General features: G+C 59.4%; 23 protein-coding genes. 5 read left to right on the top strand and 18 right to left on the bottom strand.

All coding sequences use genetic code 11. From position 1 onward, the window contains the following. Positions 1 to 5 precede the first annotated feature (5 nt). Positions 6 to 590 carry a DUF1256 domain-containing protein gene (locus tag PD282_RS05990; protein WP_274649432.1) on the bottom strand — a complete coding sequence of 195 codons (585 nt, stop codon included), beginning with the start codon at positions 588 to 590 and terminating at the stop codon, positions 6 to 8. Between the two features lie 147 nt (positions 591 to 737). Between PD282_RS05990 and PD282_RS05985 the strand changes: the two genes are divergently transcribed. After that, a complete protein-coding gene (locus tag PD282_RS05985; RefSeq protein WP_274649431.1) occupies positions 738 to 965 on the top strand; it encodes a DUF1128 domain-containing protein in 228 nt (75 codons plus the stop codon). 111 nt (positions 966 to 1076) lie between these two features. Here the strand turns inward: PD282_RS05985 and PD282_RS05980 are convergent, their stop codons facing one another. The 4 genes from PD282_RS05980 to PD282_RS05965 all read right to left on the bottom strand — a co-directional run bounded on the left by PD282_RS05980 (position 1077) and on the right by PD282_RS05965 (position 5600). Further along, a complete protein-coding gene (locus PD282_RS05980) occupies positions 1077 to 1550 on the bottom strand; it encodes a hypothetical protein (RefSeq protein WP_274649430.1) in 474 nt (157 codons plus the stop codon). A gap of 255 nt (positions 1551 to 1805) precedes the next feature. Continuing rightward, positions 1806 to 3386 (bottom strand): UDP-glucose--hexose-1-phosphate uridylyltransferase, encoded by a 1581-nt coding sequence (locus PD282_RS05975; protein ID WP_274649429.1) that lies wholly within the window; start codon positions 3384 to 3386, stop codon positions 1806 to 1808. A 12-nt stretch (positions 3387 to 3398) separates the two neighbouring features. After that, the gene (galE, locus tag PD282_RS05970; protein WP_274649428.1) at positions 3399 to 4388 is read right to left on the bottom strand and encodes a UDP-glucose 4-epimerase GalE; all 990 of its coding nucleotides are present in this window, start codon (positions 4386 to 4388) and stop codon (positions 3399 to 3401) included. Between the two features lie 36 nt (positions 4389 to 4424). Then, entirely contained in the window at positions 4425 to 5600 is a 1176-nt protein-coding gene (locus PD282_RS05965; protein ID WP_274649427.1) for a galactokinase, read from the bottom strand. 189 nt (positions 5601 to 5789) lie between these two features. On the opposite strand from PD282_RS05965, the gene PD282_RS05960 reads away from it, so the two are divergent. Then, complete coding sequence (locus tag PD282_RS05960) at positions 5790 to 6644, top strand: AraC family transcriptional regulator (protein ID WP_274649426.1); 855 nt, start codon at positions 5790 to 5792, stop codon at positions 6642 to 6644. 6 nt (positions 6645 to 6650) lie between these two features. Here PD282_RS05960 and PD282_RS05955 read toward each other — a convergent pair whose 3' ends face one another. The 7 genes from PD282_RS05955 to PD282_RS05925 form a co-directional block, all read right to left on the bottom strand. After that, on the bottom strand, positions 6651 to 7685 hold the full coding sequence (locus tag PD282_RS05955; protein WP_274649425.1) for a potassium channel family protein: 1035 nt from the start codon (positions 7683 to 7685) through the stop codon (positions 6651 to 6653). 84 nt (positions 7686 to 7769) lie between these two features. Further along, positions 7770 to 8855, bottom strand: a complete 1086-nt coding sequence (locus PD282_RS05950) for an AI-2E family transporter (protein WP_274649424.1) — start codon at positions 8853 to 8855, stop codon at positions 7770 to 7772. A 168-nt stretch (positions 8856 to 9023) separates the two neighbouring features. Further along, positions 9024 to 9437 carry a YflT domain-containing protein gene (locus PD282_RS05945; RefSeq protein WP_274649423.1) on the bottom strand — a complete coding sequence of 138 codons (414 nt, stop codon included), beginning with the start codon at positions 9435 to 9437 and terminating at the stop codon, positions 9024 to 9026. 286 nt (positions 9438 to 9723) lie between these two features. After that, on the bottom strand, positions 9724 to 9885 hold the full coding sequence (locus PD282_RS05940) for a DUF1328 domain-containing protein (RefSeq protein WP_274649422.1): 162 nt from the start codon (positions 9883 to 9885) through the stop codon (positions 9724 to 9726). 201 nt (positions 9886 to 10086) lie between these two features. Beyond that, positions 10087 to 11109, bottom strand: coding sequence for a stage V sporulation protein AD (gene spoVAD, locus PD282_RS05935; RefSeq protein ID WP_274649421.1), 1023 nt, complete (start codon positions 11107 to 11109; stop codon positions 10087 to 10089). 24 nt (positions 11110 to 11133) lie between these two features. Continuing rightward, positions 11134 to 11607, bottom strand: a complete 474-nt coding sequence (spoVAC, locus tag PD282_RS05930) for a stage V sporulation protein AC (RefSeq protein ID WP_274649420.1) — start codon at positions 11605 to 11607, stop codon at positions 11134 to 11136. Positions 11608 to 11618: 11 nt separating this feature from the next. Then, on the bottom strand, positions 11619 to 12473 hold the full coding sequence (locus PD282_RS05925) for a DUF421 domain-containing protein (RefSeq protein ID WP_274649419.1): 855 nt from the start codon (positions 12471 to 12473) through the stop codon (positions 11619 to 11621). 190 nt (positions 12474 to 12663) lie between these two features. On the opposite strand from PD282_RS05925, the gene PD282_RS05920 reads away from it, so the two are divergent. Continuing rightward, the gene (locus PD282_RS05920; RefSeq protein WP_274649418.1) at positions 12664 to 12870 is read left to right on the top strand and encodes a DUF1657 domain-containing protein; all 207 of its coding nucleotides are present in this window, start codon (positions 12664 to 12666) and stop codon (positions 12868 to 12870) included. 140 nt (positions 12871 to 13010) lie between these two features. On the opposite strand, the gene PD282_RS05915 is transcribed toward PD282_RS05920, so the two are convergent. Continuing rightward, complete coding sequence (locus tag PD282_RS05915) at positions 13011 to 14126, bottom strand: asparaginase (RefSeq protein ID WP_274649417.1); 1116 nt, start codon at positions 14124 to 14126, stop codon at positions 13011 to 13013. Positions 14127 to 14283: 157 nt separating this feature from the next. Between PD282_RS05915 and PD282_RS05910 the strand changes: the two genes are divergently transcribed. Further along, a complete protein-coding gene (locus PD282_RS05910) occupies positions 14284 to 14661 on the top strand; it encodes a YtxH domain-containing protein (protein ID WP_274649416.1) in 378 nt (125 codons plus the stop codon). Next, the gene (locus PD282_RS05905; RefSeq protein ID WP_274649415.1) at positions 14618 to 14845 is read left to right on the top strand and encodes a hypothetical protein; all 228 of its coding nucleotides are present in this window, start codon (positions 14618 to 14620) and stop codon (positions 14843 to 14845) included. The genes PD282_RS05910 and PD282_RS05905 overlap by 44 nt, the downstream gene beginning before the upstream one ends. Positions 14846 to 14902: 57 nt before the next feature. Here the strand turns inward: PD282_RS05905 and cls are convergent, their stop codons facing one another. From cls to PD282_RS05880, 5 genes are all read right to left on the bottom strand, one after another. Then, positions 14903 to 16330: a cardiolipin synthase gene (gene cls, locus PD282_RS05900; protein WP_274649414.1), complete on the bottom strand. Its 1428-nt coding sequence runs from the start codon at positions 16328 to 16330 to the stop codon at positions 14903 to 14905. Positions 16331 to 16482: 152 nt separating this feature from the next. Then, positions 16483 to 17280, bottom strand: a complete 798-nt coding sequence (locus PD282_RS05895) for an ABC transporter permease (RefSeq protein WP_274649413.1) — start codon at positions 17278 to 17280, stop codon at positions 16483 to 16485. Further along, complete coding sequence (locus PD282_RS05890) at positions 17273 to 18199, bottom strand: ABC transporter ATP-binding protein (protein ID WP_274649412.1); 927 nt, start codon at positions 18197 to 18199, stop codon at positions 17273 to 17275. The genes PD282_RS05895 and PD282_RS05890 overlap by 8 nt, the downstream gene beginning before the upstream one ends. 186 nt (positions 18200 to 18385) lie before the next feature. Further along, entirely contained in the window at positions 18386 to 18676 is a 291-nt protein-coding gene (locus PD282_RS05885) for a hypothetical protein (RefSeq protein WP_274649411.1), read from the bottom strand. A 375-nt stretch (positions 18677 to 19051) separates the two neighbouring features. Further along, positions 19052 to 19513 carry a hypothetical protein gene (locus PD282_RS05880; protein WP_274649410.1) on the bottom strand — a complete coding sequence of 154 codons (462 nt, stop codon included), beginning with the start codon at positions 19511 to 19513 and terminating at the stop codon, positions 19052 to 19054. Positions 19514 to 19528: the final 15 nt, after the last annotated feature.

The raw sequence follows: 19528 nt of genomic DNA, 5'->3' as shown, positions 1-19528 counted from the left end.
TCCCTTCATCGGTAAAATGACCGCAGATCGTTTCCGGCAGCCGCCGTATGTCCCCAAGCCGCGCAAAACGCATCGGCGGCTTCGCGGGCCATTCCCATCACCTCGTGCAGGGAGGCGCGCTGCAGCGTGTAATACGGCTTGGCGGACAGCGGGCCGACGATCGCCGCCACGCTGTAATCGCCTACGGGCGGGAGCGTCCCGCCGGTAGCCCGCGCCGGATAGAGCGGGCCGGCGGCAACGCTGTACCGTCCTGCGGGATCGGGCCTGCCCAAGCACGCGTCGAAAGCGACGACCGCCACCCCTTCGGGCAGTCCGCGCAGCGCCCCTTCGTACCGCTCCGAATCGCAGGGCCTCTCCAGCGTCCCGACGACGATAGGCCATCCCGCCGCGCGCAGCAGCGTGCCGGTAAGCGGACCGAACGCGTCTCCGGTCGACCGGTCGGTGCCGATGCAGAACGCGGCGACCCCGGACGGATCAGGATGACGGGCGGCGATCGATTCGAAAAAAACGCGAAGCCCCTCGATGCCGGTTCTGACGCCGCTTCTCCGCCCCGGATCCGCAGGTGTCCGCCCCTTCGGCCGAATTCCCATGATGCCAGCTCTCCCTTGACTTGACTCCTTGCTACGATTTTACCTAATTCGACCGCCTTCTTCAAACGCCGCCGGTGGCGCCGCCGGTCCGGTCGTGTTACAATACTAGGCAATTGGTGAAAGGGACGGAAGGGAGGAAGATGAAACGTGCGGGATTTGCAGGAAGCGTCGCAGGAAAACATTGAATATATGATCGAAGCGATTAAAACAAAGCTGCGGATGGCGACGGCCGCCGCGATGCAGGCCTCTCATTTCAGCATGGACCGTTACGAGGATATCCGGGATCTGTATGAGGTAGTGGCCGGCAAGGAAAAGTTCAGCATCAGCGAGGTCGAGGCGCTCGTTTCCGAGCTGGGCCGGCTTCGCGGCAAATAATCGAATCAAGCGGATACGAATATACAAATAAGAACTAGGTTCGACAATAATTAACAATAATACACCCGAATCGAAACTCTTCGATTCGGGTGTATTTGCACGGATGAACGCCTATTCCTCCGCGTTCGAATCTTCCTCGCCGGCAGGCTCGGGCTGCGGCGCCGCCGCCGAGATGGACAGTCTGACATTCACCGACTTATTCTCGCCCTTCAGGAAATGGGCGAGCCGCTCGAGCTTGTCCGCCAGCTCCGGACCGCTCAGCGTCACGTTCAGCTCGTAGCCGAACTGGTCGGCCGGGGCGGTGCGCTCACGCGCGCTCAAGGGTCCCGCGGACGGGGCGTACCCCTCGTCTCCCGAGCGCGAGCCGAGCAGCTGCTCGGGGAAAAATTTATCCGATTTATTCACGACCCGCTCGTAAATGCGAAGCTTCTTCAGCAGCATATAATATTGCGCGGAATGCTTGAACCCCCACGCCTCGCGAATGTCCTTAAGCGTATAGTCCGTTTTCCATTGTTTCAGCTTCTCCACTTGATCGTCTGCCGGCAGTCCCAGGAAGTCATCAAGCGGCATAATAGGCAAAGGCACTATAAATCCCCCATTCAAAATTGGTTTCGTATTACTTTTCTACACAACAGCTTATTTTCCTTTCAAAATTATAAAAATATCCCATATTTATCATTAAAAAATTTTTTTATTTGAATAAACCGTGAAAATCGTCATCGGCACGGACACGGAAAAGGCGCTTTGCCTCGCAGGGAGGAAAGCGCCTTTGTGCCGGCGAGCCGGCCGGCTGTGCGGCAGGGCGGCCAAGTCCGGCTGCCTGTTCGCCAATCGGCATGTTTACGGCCGGGGAACGAGGCCGAGCGACTGCAGGAACCGTTCGAAAGCCGCACGGCCTTCGGGCGTCCTTTTGTATACGCCGGCATCCTGCAGCACCGCCAGAAATTTGCGGCCGACCTCGTCGTTCAGCACAGCCGCCGCTTTGTCCGCGCCCAGGCCGGTGCCATATACGCCGATCAGCTCTTCGATCCAATCGGCATGAATGCCGAGCGGACCGCTGCGCAGCCGGTCGCGGTCAACGGCCTCCGCGCCGGTCAGCAGCCCCGCGATTTGCTCGAGCTCCGCCTTAAGGCGGCCCGGCAGCACGGCGAGCCCCATCACCTCGATCAGGCCGATGTTTTCCTTTTTGATATGATGCAAATTCCGGTGCGGATGAAAAATGCCGTCCGGGTGCTCTTCGCTCGTCCGGTTGTTGCGAAGGACGAGATCAAGCTCGTATTCGCCGTTCTCGCGAAGGCGGGCGATCGGCGTAATCGTATTGTGCGGCGTCCGCAGGCCGTCCTTCTCCGTAAACGCGAGCACGTCCGCGTCCGGGTCGCTGTATACTCGCCAGGCGTCCAACATGCGGCAAGCCGCCAGCCGAACCGTTTCCTTGTTCCTGCCGTTGATGCGGATGACCGACATCGGCCAGGAGACGATGCCGAAGCGGAGGCCCGGCGTCGACAAATCGGCAAATTCGGCTTCGACCTGCGCGGTTTCCATCGGAAACGTATGGCGGCCGGCCTGGAAATGGTCGTGATTCAGAATTGAGCCGCCGACGATCGGCAGATCGGCGTTCGAGCCGATAAAATAATGCGGGAAGCGGCCGATAAAATCGAGCAGTCGCGCGAACGTATCGTGCGTGATGCGCATCGGCACATGCCTGCCGTTAAACACGATGCTGTGCTCGTTGTAATAAACGTACGGCGAATACTGAAAATACCACTGCTCGCCCTGCAGCATCAGCGGGATGACCCGAAGATTCTGTCTTGCCGGATGGCCGGCATGTCCGGCATATCCGACGTTGTCGACGCAGAGCAGGCATTTCGGATAGCTGCCCGGCGCCAGCGTTTTCAGCAGCGCGATCTCCCTCGGGTCCTTCTCCGGCTTCGACAGATTGATCGTCATCTCCAGCCTGCCGTATTCGGTCGACTGCTCCCAATAAACGTTTTTGCGGATACGGTCCATCCGGATATAATTCGAATCGACGCTCATCCGGTAAAAGTCGTCCGTCGCTTGAACGATGCCCGCCGTCTGCGCCGTCCGTTCGAACCGCGCCGCCGTTTCCGAAGGACGCGGCATCAGGAGGCCCATGATGCGGGCGTCGAGCAGGTCGCGGAACGTCGTCGTATCGTCCGGAATCAGTCCGATCCGCGCGCCGTAATCGAGCAGCGGTTCAAGCAGCTCCGCCGGGGAGTCCAGTTCCTCGCTCAAGGCGGCGCCTTCGTACGGCTCGTCGAAGTTGAACAGATCAAGCAGCGCATTGCGCGCGGCATAGACGTCGAGCGGTTCGATCATGCCGCGCTGCAGGGCAAACCGCACCAGCCGTTCGATCTGCAGGAGCGCCTCGGCGGCGCCCGGTTGTTGAGAAGTTGTGCTCATCGCAAAAACTCCTTACTTGTCGTTGTAGCCGCGCGGGTTTGCCTTGTGCCAGGCCCAGGCGCTGCCGATGATGTCCTCCAGCTTATTGCGCGTCGGATTCCAGCCGAGCTCGTCGCGCGCGCGCTTGGAGGAAGCGACCAGCACGGCCGGATCGCCGGCGCGGCGGCTTTCGACGACCGCCGGAATATCCTTGCCCGTCACGGCGCGCGCGATCCCGATCACCTGCTTCACCGAAAAGCCCTGGCCGTTGCCGAGATTATAGACGGCGCTGCCGCCGCCTTTGCGCAGCCGCTCGACCGCGAGCACGTGCGCGTCGGCCAAATCGCTCACATGGATGTAGTCGCGGATGCAGGTGCCGTCCTCGGTCGGATAATCGTCGCCGAAGACCGAAATGTGCGGCCGCTGGCCGAGCGCCGTCTGCAGCACGAGCGGAACGAGATGCGTCTCCGGGCTGTGATCCTCGCCGATTTTGCCGCTTTCGTGCGCGCCTGCCGCATTAAAATAACGCAGCGACACGAATTTGATGCCGTGCGCGACATCGAACCATTTCATCATCTTTTCCATGGCGAGCTTCGTTTCGCCGTAGGCGTTCGTCGGCAGCGTCCGGTCGAGCTCGTCGATCGGCACGCTCTCGGGCTCGCCGTACGTCGCCGCCGTCGAAGAGAAGACGATTTTGTTCACGCCGTACTTGTTCATTTTCTCCAGCAGGCAGAGGGTGCCGTAAACATTATTGTGATAATATTTTCCCGGATCCTTCATGCTCTCGCCCACAAGCGAGTTCGCGGCAAAATGAATGACGGCGTCGATTGCGTTCCCGCCGAATACTTGATCCAGAAAGTCCCCGTCTCGCAGGTCGCCGACGTACAGCTTGCCGCCGAGCACTGCGTCTTTATGGCCTTGCTGCAGATTGTCGGCGACGACGACGTCCTCGCCCCGTTCCAGCAGCGCCGCAACCGCATGCGAGCCGATGTAGCCCGCTCCACCCGTTACCAATACAGCCATGATTCTCTCTCCCTCCGGTTGTTTATCGAGCTTTCGTCAAGCCAGCTTTTCGACGCCGTTGCCGATCTCGCACACGTAGAAGCCGGCGGCAAGTCCCGTCGCTTCCGCGTAGCTGCGGCCGACCTCTTCCTTGAACCGTTCGATGCTGTCCTCGTGCACCAGCGACACGGTGCAGCCGCCGAAGCCCGCGCCGGTCATGCGGGAGCCGAGCACGCCAGGCACCTTGCGCGCGGCATCGACCATCGCATCCAGCTCGGCGCCGGTCACCTCGTACAGGTCGCGCAGCGAATCGTGCGAGCCGTTCATCAGCTTGCCGAACGACGCCAGATCGCCCGCTTCGAGCACCTTCATCGACTGCAGCACGCGATCGATCTCTTCGACCACATGGCGGGCGCGCTTGCGGACCGTCTCGTCCGTGATCAGATGCGCATGTTCGTTGAACTGTTCAACTGTCAGCTGCCCGAGGAGCGTCAGCTCAGGGAATACGGCCTGCAAGTCGCGCACGGCCCGCTCGCACTCGCTCCGGCGCTCGTTATATTTTGAATCGACGAGACCGCGGCGCTTGTTCGTATTGCCGATGACCAGCTTGAAGCTGCCGGACGCGAACGGCACGAGCTTGTATTCGAGCGTATCGCACATCAGCAGAATCGCATGGTCCTTCCGGCCGTTCGCCACCGCGAACTGGTCCATGATGCCGCATTGGACGCCGTTGAACTCGTTCTCGGATTTTTGCGCCAGCAGCGCGATCTCAACGGTATCGGTCGGATACCCGCCCATCGAAAGCAGCGCAAACGCCGTTACAACCTCGATCGAAGCGGAGGAGGAAAGGCCCGAAGCGTTCGGAATTTCCCCGTGGAAAAGCAGGTCGAAGCCGGTTTCGAATGTCCGGCCGCGCTGCTGCAGTTCGTTCACGATCCCTTTCGGATAGTTCATCCAGCCGTCCTTCTCGTCGTATACGATCGGCGAAATCGGCAGATGCTTGTGCTCGCCGGGAAAATTCGTAGACGAGAGACCGAGCAGATTATCGCTGCGGCGCCGAATCAGAAGGGTCGTGCCGAACGTGAGCGCGGCCGGGAAAACGTAGCCGCCGTTATAATCCGTATGCTCGCCGATCAGGTTGACCCTGCCCGGCGCATGAAACGCGCTTATCGCTTCCGGCGATTCGCCGTAAAGGGTAAGAAATTGTTCGGTAAGCTGCTGAATATCAGCCATTGTCACACCACTTTCCCTGAAATGTTATTGAATTGTGCCGTTAACATCAGTATAGACCAGCGGCGGCCGCAGCGAAATGGCGCGAAGTGAGTACGTCATGGAGAAAAGTGACTTTTTATGAGGACGGCGCGGGGATATGGTACAATGATCCTGCAACTTCCCATGGATGAAAATCGGAGGCGGAGCTTGATGGAACGGCCCTTCAGCTACTCGGTCATCTCGAATCCCGTGCCGAATGAGCATGGCGATTTATATGTCCTTTTTTCGGGAGAAAGCCAGACGAAGCCCGGCCACCGGATCGGGCCCAAGGTGTACGACTTCTATTTAATGCATCACGTGCTGTCCGGCTCCGGTACGTTCACCTGCGCCGGCTCGCGTTATGAGCTGCGCGCCGGGCAGACGTTTCTGATCGAACCCGAGCAGCTGATCGGCTATGCCTCGGACGAGGACGACCCGTGGCGCTACCGGTGGATCGCGTTCGAAGGCCGGCAGGCGGCCGCGCTCGCCGCGTTCGCCGGCTTGTCCTCGGAGAACCCGGTACTCGACACCGGGGACAATCCGCGCATCGGCGCGCTGTTCCGCAGCGTGGAGCGGGTGCTGAGGCTCGGCGGGCCTGCGGCTCATCTGCGGTCGACCGGCTACCTGCAGCTGCTGCTGGCCGAGCTCGGCTCCGCCCGTCCCGAGCCCGGCGAAGCGCCTCCCGCCGGCAGCGATGTCGAGGCGGTCGTCCGGCAGGCGATCCGCTTTTTATCCACGCAGTACGCAGAGCCGATCTCGATGGAAATGATGGCGGATACGCTCGGCTACAACCGCGCTTATCTCTCGCGCGTGTTCAAACGGCGCACCGGGCAGACGCCGGTGGCGTTCCTGCTGAAGCTGCGCATCGACAAGGCGCGCCAGCTGCTGCGGGAGCGTCCGGAGCTGACGGTAGAGCAGATTGCCGCCTCGGCCGGCTTCCGGGATGCGCTCTATTTCTCCAAGCAGTTCCGCCGCTTCTACGGCCGGTCGCCAAGCGCCTACCGCGAGGAAATGCGGCGCTTGTAACGCGCACTACGGCAATTTCTGCAGCTTCTCGAACGTCTCCCTCGTACAGATGACGAACAGCCGGGCGTCATGCGGAATGGGCTCGTCCATCCGCTTGTTGATGCCAAGGTCGCTGCCGTTCGAAATCAGCGTCGCGCCCTGCTTCAGCAGCTCGTCGAAGGCGTCGCCGAACGTGGCCCAGCGCGGCTGCCGCTCAATCTCGAACAAATCGTCCCCGTCGCCCCGGGACAGCAGCTGCGACAAAATGCGGGACGTGCCGGGATTAAACGCCGAGCGGACCGCCATATGGGAGACCGCCTCCGTACCGATGATGAAATCGTCGATTTTGATGTGCCGGAAACTCGGCAGGTTCACTTCGTCTTTGATTTCAACCACGGTGTGCACCTGCTTGTACTCGCGTTCCACCGCCGCCGCCACCAGCAGCGACTTGCCGTCGATGAACGACGGATCGCGGACGATCGCATTGTGATGCGTCAGGTCGTCGGCAAAAATAAAGACGGCTCGCGCCGCCCCCAAATTCGCCATGTCGAGCGTTTCGGAGCGCACCGGATTGCCGCGGATATAATGCATGCGGATATGCTGGAACGGCGCTTTGTCCATCATATCGATCAGCACGATTTCCGCCGTTTGGTCCGTGTTCATGATTTCCCGTACGGCAATCTCGGCATGCGTGCTCCAGTTGATGATGACGAAATGCTTTTCCCCCATAAACCTCACTTTGCCTTCCTCCATTCTCCGCTCGTACACGAGCATCGCATCGACGATTTTGCTGATGGTCAGCGACAGCAGGCCGATTCCGAAAATATAGAGCACCATCCCGAGACATTTGCCGGGTACCGTATGCGGGTAATAGTCGCCGAAGCCGACCGTCGTCACCGTGGTCATCACCCACCACAGTCCGTTAAAATAGCTGCCGAACGTATCCGGCTCGAGCGCGTACGCCGCGCCGGCTCCGCACAGCATCACCAGGACGACCGCGCCGTAAGTCAGCACATTGTTCATCCGGATGAGGCGAAGCAGCAGATTGGCAAATATAATCACGGTTTCCCCTCCCTTTCCGGCGGTGACGGCATGGAAAACATTTCATTATTGTACCCCGAGGTCCGGTTCCATACGCAGGTCCCGCTATTCGACGAGCTCCTCCACCTTTTCGGCAAGAAACAGGCGGTACAGCCGTACGATGACGATTTTCGCGACCATGTAGAGGGGAATGGCCAAAATAACGCCGAGAATGCCGGCAATATCCGCCGCGACAAGCAGCAGCAGAATCGTCGTGAGCGGATGAATGTCGAGCCGCCTGCCGTATACGTGGGGCGACAGCAGATTGCTCTCGATTTGCTGGGCGATAACGACGACGAGCAGCACCCACAGCACCATCGCCGGCGAATCGATGAAGGCGACGATCACGCACGGAATCGCTCCGAGAATCGGGCCGATATAGGGAATGATGTTGAGCAGCGTCGCGATCAGCGCGATCAGAAGCGAATACGGGAGGCCGATGATGAGAAACCCGATGTACATCATGACGCCGAGCAGGAACGTAATGATCATCCTCCCGACGATAAATCCGCTGAGCGCGGAATCGATGTCCTCCAGCACCTCGCGGCCGTCCTTCCGGTACCGCTTCGGGACGAGATGAAGGATCGCCCGGGGAATCGCGCCGCCGTCCTTCAGCATGTAGTAGCAAATGATCGGCGCGGTAGCCACGACGATGACAAAGTTCGTCACAGCCGAAATGACATTCGATATGTAGCTCGACGCCGTATTGACCGCATCGGTCAGCAGCTCCGACAGCTTCGCGATCATCTCCGTTCCGCCGAAGCCCAGCATGGAGGCGAGCCGGGTATGCTGCAGCCGGGCGAACCGCTCGTTAAAGCCTTCGACCAGCGCCGGCGTTCCGTTCGCGAAATTGTCGATCTGCTGCTGCAGCGTCGGCCAGACGACGACCACGAATAGAGCGGCCACAACGGCGAAAGCCAGATAGACGATCAGGATCGCAGCCGTTTTGGGCAGACGCTGGCGCCTCAAATAGCGAACGATCGGCCGCAGTAAATAATAGAAAAATCCGGCCAGCATAAACGGGACGATGAGGATGTTCAGCACTTTGTCGAGCGGCCGGAACAGAAAGCTATCCTTGGCAATCAGATAGATGATGAGCAGCAGGGCGATTGCGCCGAGGCAAATGCGAAAAAAGCGGCTCATTGGCGGCATAGGTCGTTCTCCTTTTCGCTTCAGCGGCGTCCGCTTCGGCATTCTTCCCTTTACAAGGACGTCGGCTTCGCGGCTTGCTCCGAATGCGGATGTGAAATCAAAGTAGACCGTTCGATCGAACGGCCTACCAGATGCATATGTGAGCCCGGGGGCGAAAATGTGCGGCGATTACAGATAATACGGCGGGTAATAGACGATCGCCGGATCGTACTCCCCGTTCTCGTAAGGCGTTCCGCCCCAGGCGATGACGACGATTTTATCCCGGTCCAGCTCGCGCTCCAGCTTCTCCGCGACGTCGTCCGCGATGCCGACCGATCGCATCTTCGCCCTCAGCTCGTCCCCTTTGGAACGGAAAATGTTGGCGATCGCCGTGCCGATCCCTTCCTCGAATACGCCGATTCGCCCGGTATCCGTTTCTTCGGCAAGCCGCTTCGTCCGCTCGTCTTCGTGCGTCAGCACAAACAGGCGGTCGTCGCTGTACCCGAGCTGACGGTAACGCTCCAGCTGCTCGCGCGCTTCTCCAAGGGTGTTCACCGTGTGCACGTTCGTCAAGCGGACGTCTTTGATTTCATTGATTCCCATATTGATCGCCTCCTAAGCATTTTTTGAAAAAAATGCAGCTCGTAAGCACAGCTAAGCATTTTTGGAAAAATGCTACTTCGTAAGCATCCACTAAGCATTTTTCTAGAAAAATGTGGCTTCGCAAACACGATTTTTTGGAAAAATGCAGCTTCGTAAGCATACGCTTAGCATTTTTTGAAAAAAATGCAGCTCGTAAGCACAGCTAAGCATTTTTGGAAAAATGCAGCTTCGTAAGCATACGCTTTGTTTTTTCGAAGAAAAAGCTTCCGCTAAGCATCAGTCAGCGTCAAGCTCTTCGTCTTCCGAAAATAAGCGAGACGACGAACAGAATGAGGAAAACGACAAACAGAATTTTGGCGATTCCCGCCGCCGTGGCGGCCAGCGAAAAGAACCCGAGTATTCCGGCAACAACAGCAACGAGAAAGAATAACAGAGCCCATCCCAGCATGAAACATCACCTTTCTTTCGATTGGTTTTTTTGCGGATCCGCGTGTACTGCTCTGTCTTATGCAGGTAATAAACCAATCGCGGACGGGCTGAAACGTGCCCGCCGATTTTCCGGCCGAAAAAAAATCCCGCCCACTGCCGGGCGAGAGAAATAAAAAAAGCGCCGGTCCGGGAGGTTGGTCCCGTTTCCGGCGCTGCTGCGTTACTGGGATGCGGCTTCGGCGCTTTCGATCGCCACCGCATGGGCGATGCAGGGGATGCTCTCCCCCTGCTGGAAGGATAGAGGCGAGAGCAGCGCGCCGGTGGCGACCACCAGCATCCGCTTCAGCTCTCCCCTTCGCATCCGGTTCAGCAGGTGGCCGTACGTCACGACGGCCGAGCAGCCGCAGCCGCTGGCGCCGGCCTGCACCTTCTGCTTCCCGTAATCGTAAATCATCATGCCGCAGTCCGCATACTGTGTCTTGTCCATCGGAATGCCGTGCTTCACGAACAAATCGTTCGCAATCGCATAACCGACCTTGGAGAGGTCGCCGGTGACGATCAAATCGTAATGCTCCGGGCCGATCTGCAGGTCGCGGAAGTGCGCCTCGATCGTATCGACCGCCGCCGGCGCCATCGCGGCCCCCATATTGAACGGGTCGGTGATGCCCATGTCGACGACGCGCCCGATCGTCGCCGACGCGACGACCGGCCCGCTCCCGTGCGCGGCTACGACGGCCGCTCCCGCGCCGGTTACGGTAAACTGGGCGGTCGGCGGCTTCTGCGAGCCGTATTCGGTCGGGTAGCGGAACTGCTTCTCGACGCTGGCGTTGTGGCTGCAGGTGCCGGCAAGCGCGAATTTGGCGCCGCCGCCGTTCACGATAAACGCGGCCAGCGCGAGCCCTTCCATCGACGTCGAGCAGGCCCCGAAGATGCCGAGATACGGAATGGTCAGCGTCCGCGCGGCAAAGCTGCTGCTGATGATCTGGTTCATCAGGTCGCCGCCGATATAGAACTGCACCTGTTCCTGCGTGAGGCCGGCGTTCTCGATCGCCAGCTTGGCCGCTTCCTCGAACAGCTTTTTCTCCGCCTTCTCCCAGCTGTCCTCCCCGAGCGACAGGTCGCCGTGAATGATCGAGAAATCCTCGGCCAGCGGGCCCTGCCCTTCAAAAGGGCCGACGACGGTTGCCGTCGCTTTGATGACGGGCCTGCGCTCGAATATCCAGCTTTGATGACCCTTTAGCATCGCTTGTCGCCTCCACCCTGTTTGCTAAAAGCTGACCTTGAACACCCAATGCAAAATACCGATAATAAACGCCGCCACGGCTCCGTAAACGATGACCGCCCCGGCGAGCTTGAACATTTGTCCGCCCACGCCCAGAACAAGCCCTTCGCTGCGGTACTCGATCGCCGTAGAAGCCATGGAATTGGCGAAGCCCGTCACCGGAACGGCCGAGCCGGCGCCTGCCCATTGGGCCAGCTTGTCGTACACCCCGAGGCATGTGAGGATGACGGACAAAATGATCATGACCGCGACGGTCGGCTTCGACGCGTTGTCGTCGTTAAAGCCGCCCCAGCGGATAAAGGCGTCCGATACCGCCTGACCGACGATGCAGATCAGCCCTCCGACCAAGAAGGCGCGGGCGCAGTTGGCCAGCACGGGCCGCTTCGGCTCGCGGCTTTTGGACAGCAGGTCGTACTGCTGCTGAACGGGAGTCATTTTTTTCTTTTTGTTGTTCGCCATGGCGCTTCCTCCTATCGGTGCAAATAAGGTGTCACGTCATCGATGACCCGCTCCAGCTTGATCCAGCAGTCTTCGTACATCGACTTGGCGCTCTGGTCCTTCGTTGAAAGGCCGAACATTTCGATGTCGGCGGCGCATTTTTTCAGCTGGGCAAGCAGCACGGCTTTCACTTGCGGCTCGGCGACCTTGATTTGGTCGTCGAACAAATCGACGTAAAGCTGGCCGTATGTATCCACCTGCCCGAGCACGACGTTATCGGCGCTGACGCCGGCTTTCTCCAGCTCCGTCATGAGCCAATCCCGGCTGAGCCCCCTCGTCGCAAGCGGCTCGTCCATAATTTTGCCGTCCATGATGACCGCCTGCGGCTCCTGCTCGGGACCGACCTGTACGCCCAAATGATACGCCGTCAGCGGCTGGTGCTTCTTTTGCAGCAGTACGTTGATGTCGCCGTTCGCTTCCATGACCGCGAACTCGACGTCCGCAGCCCGGAAAATGTTCTTTTTCCGCAGCTGCTGAAGCAGCTCGTCCGTCGTGATCCGTTCTTTTTTCATGTTGTCTTCCAAAATTTTGCCTTCCTTGATGAGCACCCGCGGCTTGCCGTCGATCAAATCCCGCGCCTTCTTGCTCTTAAGCTGCGCGAATTCGATGCCGAGCGAAACGAGCGCCCAGACGACCATGGAGACGAGCCCCAGATACCATTCCGTTTCGAGCGAGATGTAGGCGGCCAAATTGCCGATCGTAATCCCGGTGATATACTCGAAAAACGACAAATGGGAAACCTGTCGCTTGCCCATTACTTTGGTCATCAGGAATAGCGCAATGACCGCACCAAAGGTTTGAATCGCGATTCTGGACCAATCCGGCAACCGAAAGCACCTCCGCTTCGCTTGTTCCTTCCGCAACATTACGCCTTCATTATTTGCCGCGGCGCCCATGGATAGTAAAGTGAAATTATGGAATTTAGATCGGAGTTTCCCAAGAATAGGAGGCCGACAGCCAGGGGAATTTATGGTTTGTGGTTTTTCATCACCAGACCGACGAGGGAGGAACAACAACGTGACCATCGCCACACAAGTAAAAACATGCCTCGCTTCGCTGAAAAGCGCGCAGGCGAACCTCGAGCAGTTCGCGCTCGGCACGCAAAACCAGGAAGCAAAGACATTGTTTACGAACTGCGCCCAGCAAACGGAGCAGATCGTGCAGCAGGTCGAATCGCGCGTGCAGCAGCTGGAAAACGAGGAGCCGCAATACAAAGGCTTCTAGCCCGCCCTGAAAAATCAGACCGCCCCGTGCGCGAACCAGGTTCGCGTTCCGGGGCGGTCTTCGTTTCACAGCGGTTACTTTGAGAGCCAAAATCCATGGCGCCTTCCCTGCCGGTGCTTAAGGCGAGCGCCGGCATTCGGTCAGGGCGACTCCAGCCGGAAAACCGGCTCCGTCCGCCCGACCGTTTGCCCCGCGTCGTTGCGGATCGACGGCGGGAATTGCTCGCGGATGCGGCGGACGAGCTCCCCGCCGCAGCCCAGCTGCCCGAGCGCCGCGCAGACCGCTTCGGGCCAGGCGGTTTCGCCGCCGTCCGCCAGCTTGAGCGCGACGGCGAGCCGTTCCCTGCGCAGGGCGAAGACGAAGACGCCCTGCGCGCCGCTTTTGGCGACGATGTTCCCGTCGCCGAGCATGACGCTCGCCAGCCGCCCGGGTCCTTCGACCAGGGCTGGGTGGCGGTTCATCGCCGCGGCGATGCGTTCCGCCGAGGCGCGGACGGCGTCGTCCGCCCATTCGGCAGGCCGGGCGGACAGCCGCGCGTAGACGAGCGCGAGCCGCCGCAGCGGCAGCGCGAAGACGGGCAGGCCGCAGCCGTCGACGGCGAGCCCGACCGCCTCCGGCGGCATGCCCGCGATGTCCGCGACCAGCCGCAGCAGCTCGCGCTGAAGCGGATGGTCCGGCCGCGTATACGTTTCGAGCGGCCATCCGCGCAGCCTGCACAGCGCAAGCATGCCGATATGCTTGCCCGCGCAAACGTGGTACAGCTTGCGCGGCCCGCCGCCGCTTCGCAGCAGCTCATGCCTGGCCCGCTCCCCGGACGGCAGCGCCGGGCCGAACGCCAGCTGCTCCTCGCGGACGCCGGTTTGCCACAGCATGCGCTCCAGCACCGCCAAATGCTCCGGCCCGCCCTGATGCGAGGCGCACATCATCGCCAGCGCCGCCTCATCAAGGCCATACGCCTCGAGGACGCCGCCGAGCACCGCAGGCAGCGCCTGCACCGGCTTTGCCGTCGAACGCATAAACGTCCAGACGCCGGCATCGCCCGCGAAGCGCAGCAGCTCGCCGTCCGCCGAAACGACGGCGGCATGTCCGGCATGCACATTTTCCGTACGGCCGCCCCTGGTCGTTCTCACCAACGGAACGCCAAGCACGCGCCCCGATTCGTCCGCTTCGTTTCCTTCGTTCATCGAATTGTGCTCCATCATCGGTTCCTGGTCCATCATCGAATTGTGATCCATCTTCGGTTCCCGCTCCTTCATCGGATCCTGCCTCCTCCCCCTTCATCCCGTACCTTAGCCTATTCGCTGAATCGGGGTTTCGTTTCAATACCGGTTCTCCCGGTTATAAGTAACCATACAGCGACGGCTGTCCTGTAGGCGCCGCCGCTTCCCATTTGACAGAAGAGGAGTGATCAACATGGAAAAAATGAATAATGGTCAAGCAAGCGGGCGTAGTATGGTGAAGGGAATACTCATCGGCAGCGCCGTCGGCGCGGCGGCTGCCATGCTGATGACTCCAAAATCCGGAAAAGAAATGCGGGAGACGATCCGCTGCAAAACCACCGAATGGTCGTCGGCCGCCCGCGACAGGGCGTCCGCAATCGCATCTTCGGCCATGGGCAAAGTATCCGAAGTGAGCGACCGCGTCGGCGATTTGAGCCGGACGGCCGTAAACAAGGCGGCTTCGGCAGCGGAACAAACGGCGCATTTGCTGAATTCCAAGCATCGCGAAGAGGAAGGAGCGACCATGCATGAGCAAGCAAACGGAAGTTCAGACGAACGGACCCGGGCCTGATCAGCCGCGTCAGCCGTCCTCCGGCCAGGCCGGGCGCAAATCTTCGCCGATCGAGGAAGCGCGCAACGGCCATATGGTACAGGACGAGCAGGATATGAGGCGGCTCGGCAACGATATGAAAGGGATGAAAACAAACAGCCAGCTCCAGGAAGGCGGCTGGATTCCGGACCCGATTCAAGAATGAGGCTTCATCGACCAGGGAGGGGGAAACCCCTCTTTTTTTGCTGTGCTCCATGCTTCACTATAACAGCGGCGACAGCATCCGGGCGGCGGCCTCATAGGCCTTTTGCCGGCGGGAGCGTTTCCTGAACGTGTGCAGATCGAGTTCGTCGCTGTTGAGCAGATCCTGCCGGAAATCCGCTTCGAGCCGCCGGATCGCCGGTTCGCTGAGCAGCAGGGCGTTCAGCTCGAAATTACTGTAGAAGCTGCGCATGTCCATATTCGCCGTGCCCACGCTCGCGAGCAGATCGTCGACGATCATTACCTTTGCATGTATGAAGCCGCTTCGGTATCGGTAAATCCGGACGCCTGCCGCGAGCATCTCCTCCACGTACGACAGCGAGGCGTAGAGCACGATCTTCGTATCCGCTACGCCGGGCAAAATGATCCGCACATCCACCCCGCTGAGCGCCGCCGTCCGCAGCCCCATCAGCACGCTCGGATCGGGAATGAAATACGGCGTCGTGATATAAAGGCGGATTTTCGCCGCCGATACCGCGGCAAACACATATTCGAGCGTCCGATCGTCCGCCGTATCCGGCCCGCTGGCGACGATTTGCACCCGTTCGCGTCCGGCGCACCCGTGCACGGGCATATATTTGGAAGCCTCCAGCCTTTCCCCCGCGGTAAACCGCCAGTCCTTCAAAAAGACGTTTTGCAGAAAATAGACGGCGTCTCCCTCCAGCTGCAGATGGGTATCGCGCCAAAAGCCGAGCTTCGGATCGGCTCCCAAATACTCGTCCCCGATATTGATGCCGCCGACAAAGCCGATCCGCCCGTCAACGATCACGTTTTTGCGATGATTCCGGTAGTTCATCCGCTTCTCGAAAAAGGCGATTTTCGGCGCCAGGAAGCACTGCGTCCGCACGCCCGCGTCCCGGAGCTCGTCGATATAGCTTTGAGCGAGCCCCACGCTGCCCAGCCCGTCGTAAATAACCCGAACCTCGACGCCCTCCTTCGCCTTGCGAATTAGCGCGTCCTTGAACCGCTGCCCGATTTCGTCGGCGCGAATCGTATAATATTCCACGTGAATGTGGTGCCGCGCCGAGGCAATCGCATCGAAAATCGCCGCAAACGCCGCTTCCGCGTTCGTCAGCACCTTCGTTTCGTTACGGCACGTTGCCGGCGAAGCCGCGAAGCTCTGCAGCAGTCCGAACAGCCGCTCCTGATGCTCGAACCGGTCACCGTTCACGTCGGATAGGCTGCTGACCGGCTTGCACCGGCTCAGCGCGGCATGGCTCAGTTCGCGGCTGCCGGCGGCGCGTTCCGTGAAGCTCCGTTTCGCCTTGTACTCCCGGGCCAAATAATAATAAAGGAAAAAACCGAGCGGCGGACATGCGAACAGGACCAGCAGCCAGGCGACGGCTTTGGCAGGCCTTCTGAATTCGGCGGCGAGCACGGCCGCGATTTGTACGACAAATACGGCCAGCGCCAGCAGAGCCCAGATCATGCCCGTCCCTCCCCCATATGGTCCGAAATGTCTATAGCTTTGACCCCGGCCGCTTCCGGTATACGTGGAGGGCGCCTCGTCCGGAAGCGCTCAAAAGACGAAAAAGAACGCCGCGTCCATAAAGACGGGGCGTCTTTCAGCCATTCCCACCATTATCCCGCGACGTCGCGCTTGTTAAAGATGATCCAGGTAATCGCGACGAAGACGATATAATAAACCGCCAGCACGCCGAGCGAGAAGCCGATCGTCATGCCTTCCTTGACCGGGCTGTTCGTCAAATACTGGGCCAGATTCATGTGCAGGAACAGCACGTAATCGACCCATTTTTTGTGCAGCAGCGTCAACAGGCCCGTGATCGTGCTCCCGCCGAGGAGCAGGAACAGCGACAGCCCGATCGCCAGCCCTCCGCTGCGGAACACGGTGGAGAGCATAAACGACAGCGTCACGGTGACGATCAGCGCCACGAACTGATCGATATAATAAATCAGCATGAAAGCCAGCGGCGTCATGTCCCGGTCGACGTGCAGCACCCGCTGCACGACGTCGGCGCTTCCGTCGTAGCCGAACAGCGCGATGTTGACGAAGAGCGACAGTACGAACAGCAGCGCGGCCATGATCAGCGCGAACAGCAGGAGACTGATATATTTCGAGAGCAAAATTTTCGAGCGGCTCCACGGCCGGATGAGCAGCAGCTTGATCGTCCCGCTGGAAAACTCGCCCGCCACGCTGTCGGCGGAGACGACAACGGTGAAGATCGTGACGATGGAGAACAGGACGGCCGAGTTGATCTGCATCATGTTCCAGTTGTTGGCGTCCCCCCCGCCGATCAGCTTCGCCCCGATATCGATGGCGAGCAGGATCGCCACCAGAATGCCGAACATGATCCATGTGCGTAAACGGCGGTAAATTTTCATATTTTCGTTGCGGATCAGCAGCATGAAATTAGACAATCGTCTCGCCCCCCGTCATTTCGAGGAATTGGTCTTCCAGCGACTTGCTGACCGTGCGGATGCCGTAAACGTTCAGCCCCGCGCGCACCAGCTCGGCATTGATCCGGGCTACCGTCTCGCGGCCGGCTTCGACCGATACCGCCCCGTCCGCCAGCGCCGCCCCGTATTCGGCCAGCAGCCGAACGGCCTCCTGCGCGTTGTCGACCTCGAAAACGACCCGGCTCACAGCGACTGCCGCCGCTCCCTCGCTGCGAATGCTTCGCACGTCGATCAGCCGTCCGGTCTGAATGATCGCCACGCGGTCGCACATGAGCTCCATCTCGCTGAGCAGATGGCTGGAGACGAATACGGTGATGCGTTCCTCTTTGGCCAGCTGCCGCAAATAATCGCGCAGCTCGCGGATGCCGGCCGGGTCGAGTCCGTTCGTCGGCTCATCCAGAATGAGCAGCGACGGCTTGTGCAAAATCGCCTGCGCCACGCCAAGCCGCTGGCGCATGCCGAGCGAATACGTCTTCACCTTCTCGTGGATGCGCGCCTTCAGCCCGACAAGCTCGACCACTTCCTCGATCCGCCCGCGGGTAACGCCCGGCACCATGCGCGAATAGTGGAGCAGGTTCTGGTAGCCGGTCAAATATTTGTACATTTCCGGGTTTTCGACAATGGCCCCCACATGTCGTATCGCGTTCTCGAAATCCGTCCGGATGCTGCTGCCCCGGATCACGACATCGCCTTCCGTCAGCGACATCAGCCCGACCATCATGCGGATCGTCGTCGTTTTCCCGGAGCCGTTCGGCCCGAGGAAGCCGAATACTTCGCCTTCCGAAAGCTCAAGCGACAGCTTGTCGATAATCGTTCTGCCGCCGATTCGTTTCGTTACCTGGCTTAATTGGACAATTGATTCGGAAGCTAGATTATCCACCCAAGAACCTCCCGTTTTATCCTGGCGAAAGCCCTTCTTGCGGCCTCGCATGCTTTTCATTATACGGAAACGCGAAAAAGGATGGAAGTTTCTTAAACAAAATTTAAAGGGCCCGCCGGCGCGTCAGCTGCAGGGAGCTTTCGCGGCGGCGGGCCATGGCGGTTCTTCGGCGGCCGTCAGGCCGGTTTATAGAGCGGCAATAAGCGGATACGGGGCTTCGGACGGTTTCGTCAGCGGATCATCGAACAGGTCCGAGTCGGGAGCCACAGGCAGCCGGGGCATTTTTCCTTCCTGCCGATTGTCCGGCAGCTCCGGCGTTTCCGCCGAGGCGGCGAGTTCTTCGCTTGCGGCGCACCGTTTGCAGCAGCCAAGCGGGTATACGATTTTATAAAAGCCGGTACGAAAAACAATCGCCGCCACTTCCCGATCCAGAATATAGCCGCAGCAAATACAGCAAAAACACTCCTTGTCCTCCAAGAATGACCACTCCTTTTTCCAACATGTTTCTACTTTATGTATCATATTCGACTTTTATGTTACATATTGTATCTTTATATCCTAACAATATGACATTGCCTGATAGGTGTCAAGTAAAATATGCGAAATTTGTCGTGTATGCGCTTTCATTTCTTCATAAAAAAAGACATTCAAACTTTCTCCGAAAAAAAACTCCGTTCAGCCAGACACATCCTCCCTAAAATCGTATTCGCAAGCTTTTGAGCCTGCCGTCTGTTCTATAACTCCCTTCTTGTAATTTGCATCCGTCCTCGGTACTTCCCCGGAGGCAGTAAGTTATTCCTACGTGCCCTACTCACTCGGCTTCCGGATTGCCTGGTTCGCTGCCGCTGCGCCTCATCCCCGCCGGTCCATCCTCGCTTCCGAACTCCCTCCGGCGGCAGCCATGCTGCGGTACATCTCGTGTACGCGCCGAGCGCCCGGATGTGCAAGCCGCAAATGCTCATACAGCGCCTGCGCAATCGAGCGCCGCATGCCGCGATCCGGCAGCAGCTCGCAGCCGTATACATACAGATGGTCTTCCTTGCGCCGCCAAATGATATGCCCGAGAACCCCCAGCTCCCATTCGCCGATCATGACAACAGCTCGAAGCGTATAATCGGTATTCACCGGAAAACGCAGATGCGTCATGAATTGCAGGCAGGTAGGGCCCATGCTACGCAGCAGCACCGGCGTCTCCTTGGAAGGCGCTGCGCCGCCCGGGGCGTGTGCGATGGATATTTTCGCTTGAACGCTCTCATGTATACCTATGCGGACATTGCGACGGATCGCTTTATCGCGAAGTGCGTTCACATCCATTGTCCTCCAACTCCT

This window comes from Paenibacillus humicola, from assembly GCF_028826105.1.
Lineage (GTDB): Bacteria > Bacillota > Bacilli > Paenibacillales > Paenibacillaceae > Paenibacillus_Z > Paenibacillus_Z humicola.
The sequence above is the reverse complement of the archived record's forward strand: the minus strand, read 5'-3'. Positions and strand labels throughout refer to the sequence as shown.